This is a genomic window from Streptomyces calidiresistens (genome assembly GCF_014141525.1).
Lineage (GTDB): Bacteria > Actinomycetota > Actinomycetes > Streptomycetales > Streptomycetaceae > Streptomyces > Streptomyces calidiresistens.
This window is the reverse complement of record NZ_VKHS01001174.1, coordinates 1-1,198: the sequence shown is the minus strand read 5'-3', so window position 1 is coordinate 1,198 and position 1,198 is coordinate 1. Positions and strand designations below refer to the sequence as shown.

1 protein-coding gene is annotated in these 1,198 nt (G+C 70.2%); it reads left to right on the top strand.

Going from position 1 to position 1,198, the window contains the following annotated elements:
- On the top strand, window positions 1-1,063 hold a 1,063-nt coding region (locus FOE67_RS26210; RefSeq protein ID WP_228474314.1), incomplete at its 5' end, for an ABC transporter permease.
- Window positions 1,064-1,198 lie beyond the last annotated feature (135 nt).

Genomic DNA, 1,198 nt, shown 5'->3' with positions numbered 1-1,198 from the left:
CGACCCCCACCGCGCGCGACGCGTCCCACCGCCCCCACACCCGGAGAGGACCACGGCGTTGCTGAGCTACATCCTGCGACGGCTGCTGTGGACCCTGCCCACGCTCCTCGCCATCTCCGTCGTCGTCTTCGTCATCATCAACCTGCCACCCGGCGACTTCGTCACCTCGCTCATCGCCTACCGGCGCCAGCAGGGCCTCCAGGTCGGTGAGGAGGAGATCGCCCAGTACCGGGCCGCCTACGGGCTGGACCAGCCGCTGATCGTCCAGTACGGCTACTGGATCTCCAACATGGTCTTCCGCGGCGACCTCGGCATCTCCTTCGAGTACACCCGCCCGGTCACCACCCTGATCGGCGAACGGCTCCCCGCCACCGTCCTGCTCGCCGTCACCGCCCTCCTGTTCACCTGGGTGCTGGCCTTCCCCATCGGCGTGTACGCGGCCGTCCGCCAGTACTCCATCGGCGACCACCTGGCCACCGGCCTCGGCTTCCTGGGCCTGGCCACCCCCAACTTCCTGCTCGCCCTGGTCCTCATGTACCTGGGCTTCCGGTGGTTCGGATACGTGCCGGCGGGCCTGTGCTCACCCGAGTTCTGCGACGCCGCCTGGAACCTCGGCAAACTCATCGACCTGCTGCAACACCTGTGGCTTCCCGTGGTGGTGGTCGGCACCGCCGGCATGGCCGGCCTCATCCGCATCCTGCGCGCCAACCTCCTGGACGAACTCCGCAAGCCCTACGTGGTCGCCGCCCGGGCGCGCGGGGTCCCCGAACGCCGCCTGGTGGTGCGCTATCCGCTGCGGGTCGCGATGAACCCCTTCATCTCCACCGTCGGCTGGGTGCTGCCCGGCCTGTTCGCCGGCGACATCGTCGTCGGCCAGATCCTCGGCCTGCCCACCATCGGACCCCTCCTGCTCAACGCGCTGCGCCAGCAGGACATGTACCTGGCGGGCTCGCTGATCATGGTCATCTCCGTGCTGACGGTCATCGGCACGCTGATCTCGGACCTGCTGCTGGCCTGGGCGGACCCACGGGTGCGGCTCGGCGTGACGGGGGGAGCGTCGTGACCCCGACACCGAATCCGCGCCCGTCCCGGGGGACGGTTCGTCCCGGTACCGCAGTGCCCGGACGCGTACCCGTACCCGGTGGCGTACCCGCTCCCGCCCCCCGGCGTTCCAGGTCGGCGGTTCCCGTTCCCACCC